We start from the raw sequence: 5812 nt of genomic DNA, 5'->3' as shown, positions 1-5812 counted from the left end.
TGTCGGCGGTGGCGCCGGTGATGGTAGCCGAGGTCACGTTCGACTTGGTCGAGTAACCGACCGGGGTCTGCAGCACCTGGTTGGCGATCGACTGGGCGCTCGACACCAGGCTCTGCAGCGAGGTGATGCCGGTGTTGGCCGACTGCAGCACCTGCACGCCGTTGCCGATGCTGTCGAGCAGATTGGAGATGTCGGAAGCGCGGTTGTTGAGGCCCTGAGCGGTGAAATAGTTGGTCGGGTTGTCGAGCGCCGAATTGACCGCGTTGCCAGTGGCGAGGTCATTCTGGGTCGTTGCAAGCAACGAGGCCGTCGACTGGAGGGAGAGCAGGTTTTGGCGGACTGACGCCGAGAGAACGATACCGGACATATTCATACCTTTCTGGTGTGAAACTCAAAACGCAGCCTGACCCGTCCAGGATCAGGCGTCCGCGTACCGTGGAAGCCGCCCCTCTAACAAAGCATGAATCAGATCGCTCTCATTCGACTAAATGCTTGAAATTTCGAGCTAAAAACGGATTTTTCACCATAGCAGCCGCGCTTCCAGCCCCTTGGAATCGCTACGTAATTTTCGGCGGTTCCGCGGCGTTTACGAATTCTTAAGGGCGACTCGGGAAGACTCGGATCCGGCTACGATTGTTTGAGTCCGTCGCCTGCGTTCTTAGGCGCTTCATCGCGCAAATTCGAACATCCCGTCCGATCGAGGGCGGCAACGGAGAACAGGCATGGCGTTGAAAGTCGAACTGAAGCCACACGAGCGGATCATCATCGGATCCTGCGTGATCACCAACACCGACCAGCGCGCTCGGCTGCTCATCGAAGGCGACAAGATCCCGATCCTGCGCGAAAAGGACATCCTCACGCCGGAGACCGCCGACACGCCGGCCAAGCTGATCTATCTGGCGGTACAGCTGATGTACATCTCGCCGGATCGGCAGAGCAATTACGGCACCTATTTCAACCTGCTGCGCGACCTTGTCACCGCGGCGCCGAGCATGTGGCCGGTCATCGAGGGGATCAACATCAACATCCTCAACGGCGATCTGTATCAGGCGCTGAAGGAAGCGAAGAAGCTCGTGGCTTACGAGAAGAAGCTGCTCGACCACGCCCGCGCCAAGCAGGCTGCCTGAACCAACGCTCGGTTCGCCCGAACTGGCTCAGCCGGGCGAACGCCGCGCTCCGAATTCCAGAACCGCTCCGACCAGGGCATCGATATCTCGCGTGTCGGTGCGATGATTGACGATGGCCGCACGGATCGCCAGCTTGCCATCCAGCGTCGTGGTCGACGGCGCAGCAATGCCCGATTCCTGAACGTCCGCTACAATCTCGCTGTTGACGCGGTTGGCGTCCTCGGCGCGATAGCGAAAACAGACGATGTTGAGTTGCGCCGGAGCCAGCAGTTCCAACCGCGACTCTGCCGAGATTTTTTCTTCCAGATAGCGCGCGAGCGCACAAGTGCGCTCGATCATCGCGCCGAGCTTTTGCGTACCGAACGCCTTCAGCGTGAACCACGTCTTGAGCGCGCGGAATCCGCGCGACAGATCCGGCCCCAGGTCGCACGGCCAGGGAGAGCCCGCAGCAAGACCTCGCGCCTCGCGCTGCAGATAAGCCGCCGGCGCTGCAAACGCGTCGAGATGACGTTGAGCGTCGCGAACCAGCAGAAAGCCCGCATCGTAAGGCACCTGTCCCCACTTGTGGAAATCAAGTGCAACGGAATCAGCCTGCTCCAGTCCGCAAAGGCGCGGGGCGATGACCGGCGAGAGCACGCCGAGTGCGCCATAGGCGCCATCGACGTGGAACCAGAGTTTTTCCTCGCGGCACAACTCGCCCAATGCCGCGAGATCGTCGATCGCGCCGACGTCGACAGTGCCGGCCGAGCCGACCACGAGGAACGGCCGTAAGCCGACCTCGCGGTCGCGCTTGATCTGCCCGCGCATCGCTTCCACATCGACGCGATGCGAGCGGTCGAACGGCACGGTCCGCAACGCATCACTGCCGAATCCGGCAAGATCCATCGCCCTGGAAATGCAGCCGTGTGCCGCCTTCGAAGTGTAGGCCGTCAGCAAGGCGCCATCGCCGCCGAGGCCGCATTGCCGGGCGGTAATGCCCAGCGCTGCCGTTCGCGCCACCCACACCGCCATCAGGTTCGCCATCGACGTCCCCGTCACGAAAACACCACTGGCCCCAGGCGGGAAGCCCAGCATCGTCCGTGTCCATTCGGCGATCTGACGTTCGACTTCGATCGGCATGTGATCGCGGCCACCGAGATTGGCGTTGAGCCCGGCCGCCAGCATCTCCGCCAGCATGCCGATCACGTTGCCGCCCCCATGCACCCATCCCATGAAGGCAGGGTGAACATTGCCGGTCGCATAGGGCGCGACAAAATCGGAATACTCGCGGTAGATCTCGCCGAACTCCGATGCTTCGCGCGGGAGTTCGTCGCGAAATCGCGCACGAACCTCGTCGGGAATCGGACGCCAGACCGGCTGCTTGCGAATGTTGGCGATATAATCGATCGTATCATCGAGCATGCGATGGGCTAGCGCGCGCACCTCAGCCCAGTCCGCCGGATCGAGCGTTTCGGTTCGCCCGATCGCCGAAGATGGCGCCTTGGGTGAGGTGGTCAAGCTGCGGCCTCGTGTGCGCGGCCCGAACGGCGGAACAGCATCGCGGCGAAAGCATCGAACACTTTTCGCATTTGCGGAACCTTGTATGGAAATATCTCGGGCGAATCCATGTCATGGACGATCGCCGTATTGTCGGCCTCGAAGATCAGCAACGATCCGTCGCTCGTCTCCGCACAATCGACGGTGAAATAATCGAGGCCGATGCGCCCCGCGAGGCCCGTCAAAGCAGCGCGGTGACGTTTTGCAAAATCCTGATCGAACATCTGCATGAAAATCGCTTCTTCGCGGCGCTTGTCCGAACTCGCTGCCATTTGTGCGTTAAGATACCAGATGTCCCAGCGGTCGGCGATCGCCAGATGACACGCAAACGGCTTGCCATCAATGAAGGCGAGACGGTATTTGCGGAATAATCCGTCAGCGCTCCGATAATCGACGAAGCGCGAGATGAAAAATGCCGCGTGTGTATGCTCGTCGAGATAGCGTGCGATCTCTGCTGTGTTCTCGCATTTCGCCAGCCCCCTGCCGGCATGCGAGCCGCGCGGCCTGACGATGAGGGGAAAGGCGAGGTCGGGCGCGACGTCGGACGACGCGAGCGTCGATCGTGCGAGTTTCTCGAGTTGTTCGCGCGCAACGCAAGCCGTCTGCGGAATATGAAGTCCCTCGACGCCATTGAGCAGGCAGTACAGCTTGTCGCGATCGAGACGGCAGATCCGTTGCGGCGAATTGAGCAACGGTCGCGGCCAGTGCGTCATGGCCTCGGCAATCTTGTCGAGTGCGCTGCGGCAGTCGTCGGAGTCGGATGCGATCACCATCGCGACGTCATGATCGGGCAGCCAGTCGGGCCATTCGATATCCGGCATGACGTAGAGCGTGGTCAATTCGATGCCGCTCGCTTCCAGAAGGAATTCGATTGGCGTGTTGCTGCCCATGTCGGTCGCTGCCGCAAGCGCCAGAACACGCAAACGAGCAGGCTTTGCCGCACAGGGTGAGCGAAACAGCTGATGCGACGACAGGATGGCGTGCTGGATCGCCAGCCCCGCTTCCTTGTCGCCGAGCAGTTGCGCGATCAGCGACAGGTCGAGCCCCTCGCCCGCTTCGATGCTGCCGTCGAGGAGTCTTTCGATCAGCCGCCGCCAAAGCGGCCGAAGGTCATGCCCGGCCTCATAGGCGCGCGTCAATCTGGCAAGACCAATGCGCTCGGCGCAACCCGGCCGGGAACTGCCGGTTCGGCCGGGAAGCGCCGCTTCCGGCTCAGGCTGCATCGGTCGCGAGCGCCGGGCTGGCAAACTGCGAAGCGACTTCGCCGCGGAAAACCGACGGGCCGACGTGATCGAGCCGACTCTGAAGATCGGCCCAGATTTCGCCGCCGATGTCGGTCCAGCGCTTGCAGAAGGCAAAATCCTCGCTGAGATAGGTACCGGTCGCCGGATCGATCATGCATTCGAACAGCGCAAAGCGATTCGGGCTTCCGGCCAGCACGTCGTGCGAATGCTCGGCGGAGAATTTGAGCGAGGCATAATCCGGATGCGCGCACATCTTCTCGAAAACGTGGCGGCGGATCATCAGAAAGCCGGTGCCTGCGTAACGTACCCGCGTAAAGCCGTTGACGACGGCGACATGGTCGGGATCGTTGATTTCCAGCACATAGTCGAGCGAGGCCGCAGGCAGGTTCGGTCGCCGGCCTTCAATGGCGCGCTGGGCTTTCTCCCAGTTGACGCGCTTGATCGGATAGACGCCGGCCACGACATCGGCGCCGGATTCGATCAGGCGGAATACCTGGTCAGGCGTGAAGCCGATATCGGCGTCAACGAAGAGAAGATGAGTCGCAGAGGGGTCGTCGAGAAACGAGGTCATCAGGTTTGCACGCGCCCGCGTGATCAGCGCATCACCGTCCCGCAACTCGACCTTGAGGCGCAGGTTCGAGAGCGACCGCACTGCGCTCTGAAGCGCGAAGATGGAGTTCACGTAAATGGTGGAGACCTGGCCGCCGAAGCAGGGCGTCGCCACCACGAGGTGAATGGGCTCAGTCATCAGGCGCTCCTGCGGCTTCTCTCCACCGTGGATGGCTGTCCCGGCCGCAATTGGCACCAATCAGTAAACAGACGTGGTTAACGAAGTCCTAACGGGCCGCTTTCCGCACCGACATGGTTCTGCAATTCGGCGGCCAGGCGCCCCAGGACGCTGTCCCAATCGCCGAAAGACGGCTGCCGCAACAGCCTGGCGGTCGGATACCACGGCGTATCGGTGCGACCACGCAGCCAGCGAAAATCCGCCGCATGCGGCAGGAGGATCACAACCGGCTTGCCCATCGCACCGGCGAGATGGGCAACGGCGGTGTCGACGGAAACGACGACATCCAGCAGCGAGATAACGGCGGCAGTATCGTTGAAATCAGATAATTCCGCGCCGAGATTGATCAGTTTCGGCACGCGCGCCACCATCTCGCGGTCGGCATCGCCCATGTCGCGTTGCAGCCCAAAGCATGCGAGCGGCAGGCTTTCGAAAAACGGCGCGAGCCGTGCCAGCGCAACGGAACGATTGGCATCGTTCTTGTGGGTGGCCGAGCCGGACCAGACAAAGCCTGCGCGCGGAACGCGTGGGCCAAGACGCTCGCGCCACTGCGCCACACGCGTTGCCTCTGCGGTCAGATAGGGAATTTTGGCGGGAATGGTTGCGTCGTCCGTGCCGAAGGCCAGCGGCAGGCTGAGCAGCGGGCAGTGCATGTCGAAGGCCGGCAGCAACGCTTGGCCCCTGGCGATGATTTCGACGCCTTCGATCTGCGATAACAGCGGAGCCAACTCCGGCTGAACTTCGCAGATCACCCGTGCGCCGCGGTCGGCCACCAAGCGGGCATAGCGGATGAACTGAATCGTATCGCCGAACCCCTGTTCGGCATGAAGCAGGATCGTCTTGCCGGAAATGGGAGCGTCACCCCGCCACAACGGCTGCCTGAAGGAGCGTCGCTGGCTCGCAAACGCACCGGTCCTCCATCGCCATTCGTAAGCCTTCCAGCCATCATTGAAGTCGCCTAGCGTCAGGCGGGCCAATGCGGTCTCGAAATGCGCCTCCGGAAATTCGGGCGCACTCGTCAGGGCTGATTCCAGATCGATCAACGCCTCTTGCGGCCGGTCGAGCCGGCGAAGCGCATGCCCACGATTGGTCAGGATTTGCGGGTGGCCGGGCACGAT

Annotated in this window: 5 protein-coding genes and 1 pseudogene; 1 reads left to right on the top strand and 5 read right to left on the bottom strand. The window is 61.9% G+C overall.

Annotation, left to right across the window (positions count from 1 at the left end; genetic code table 11):
• A pseudogene (locus tag NEZ08_RS04410) lies at window positions 1–367 on the bottom strand (flagellar protein); the annotation flags it as partial.
• Between the two features lie 355 nt (window positions 368–722).
• Between NEZ08_RS04410 and flbT the strand changes: the two are divergent.
• On the top strand, window positions 723–1127 hold the full coding sequence (flbT, locus tag NEZ08_RS04405; protein ID WP_298104055.1) for a flagellar biosynthesis repressor FlbT: 405 nt from the start codon (window positions 723–725) through the stop codon (window positions 1125–1127).
• A gap of 27 nt (window positions 1128–1154) precedes the next feature.
• On the opposite strand, the gene NEZ08_RS04400 is transcribed toward flbT, so the two are convergent.
• The 4 genes from NEZ08_RS04400 to NEZ08_RS04385 all read right to left on the bottom strand — a co-directional run.
• On the bottom strand, window positions 1155–2624 hold the full coding sequence (locus NEZ08_RS04400) for an aspartate aminotransferase family protein (protein WP_298104052.1): 1470 nt from the start codon (window positions 2622–2624) through the stop codon (window positions 1155–1157).
• On the bottom strand, window positions 2621–3886 hold the full coding sequence (locus NEZ08_RS04395; protein ID WP_298104049.1) for a hypothetical protein: 1266 nt from the start codon (window positions 3884–3886) through the stop codon (window positions 2621–2623). Before NEZ08_RS04395 ends, NEZ08_RS04400 begins: the two co-directional genes overlap by 4 nt.
• On the bottom strand, window positions 3876–4655 hold the full coding sequence (locus tag NEZ08_RS04390) for a hypothetical protein (protein ID WP_298104046.1): 780 nt from the start codon (window positions 4653–4655) through the stop codon (window positions 3876–3878). The genes NEZ08_RS04395 and NEZ08_RS04390 overlap by 11 nt, the downstream gene beginning before the upstream one ends.
• Before the next feature lie 77 nt (window positions 4656–4732).
• Window positions 4733–5812, bottom strand: a 1080-nt coding sequence (locus NEZ08_RS04385; RefSeq protein WP_298104043.1) for a tetratricopeptide repeat protein, incomplete at its 5' end; no start/stop codon positions are given.

It is taken from the genome of Bradyrhizobium sp. (genome assembly GCF_027451485.1).
Taxonomy (GTDB): Bacteria; Pseudomonadota; Alphaproteobacteria; order Rhizobiales; family Xanthobacteraceae; genus Bradyrhizobium.
Note: the sequence above shows the minus strand (reverse complement) of the source record. Positions and strands in the feature narration are given on the sequence as shown.

What these genes read in the sequence shown, in the direction of transcription:
- NEZ08_RS04395 (WP_298104049.1), bottom strand. Translation starts at nt 3,886, where the DNA reads ATGCAGCCTGAGCCGGAAGCGGCGCTTCCCGGCCGAACCGGCAGTTCC.
- NEZ08_RS04390 (WP_298104046.1), bottom strand. Translation starts at nt 4,655, where the DNA reads ATGACTGAGCCCATTCACCTCGTGGTGGCGACGCCCTGCTTCGGCGGC.
- flbT (WP_298104055.1), top strand. Translation starts at nt 723, where the DNA reads ATGGCGTTGAAAGTCGAACTGAAGCCACACGAGCGGATCATCATCGGA.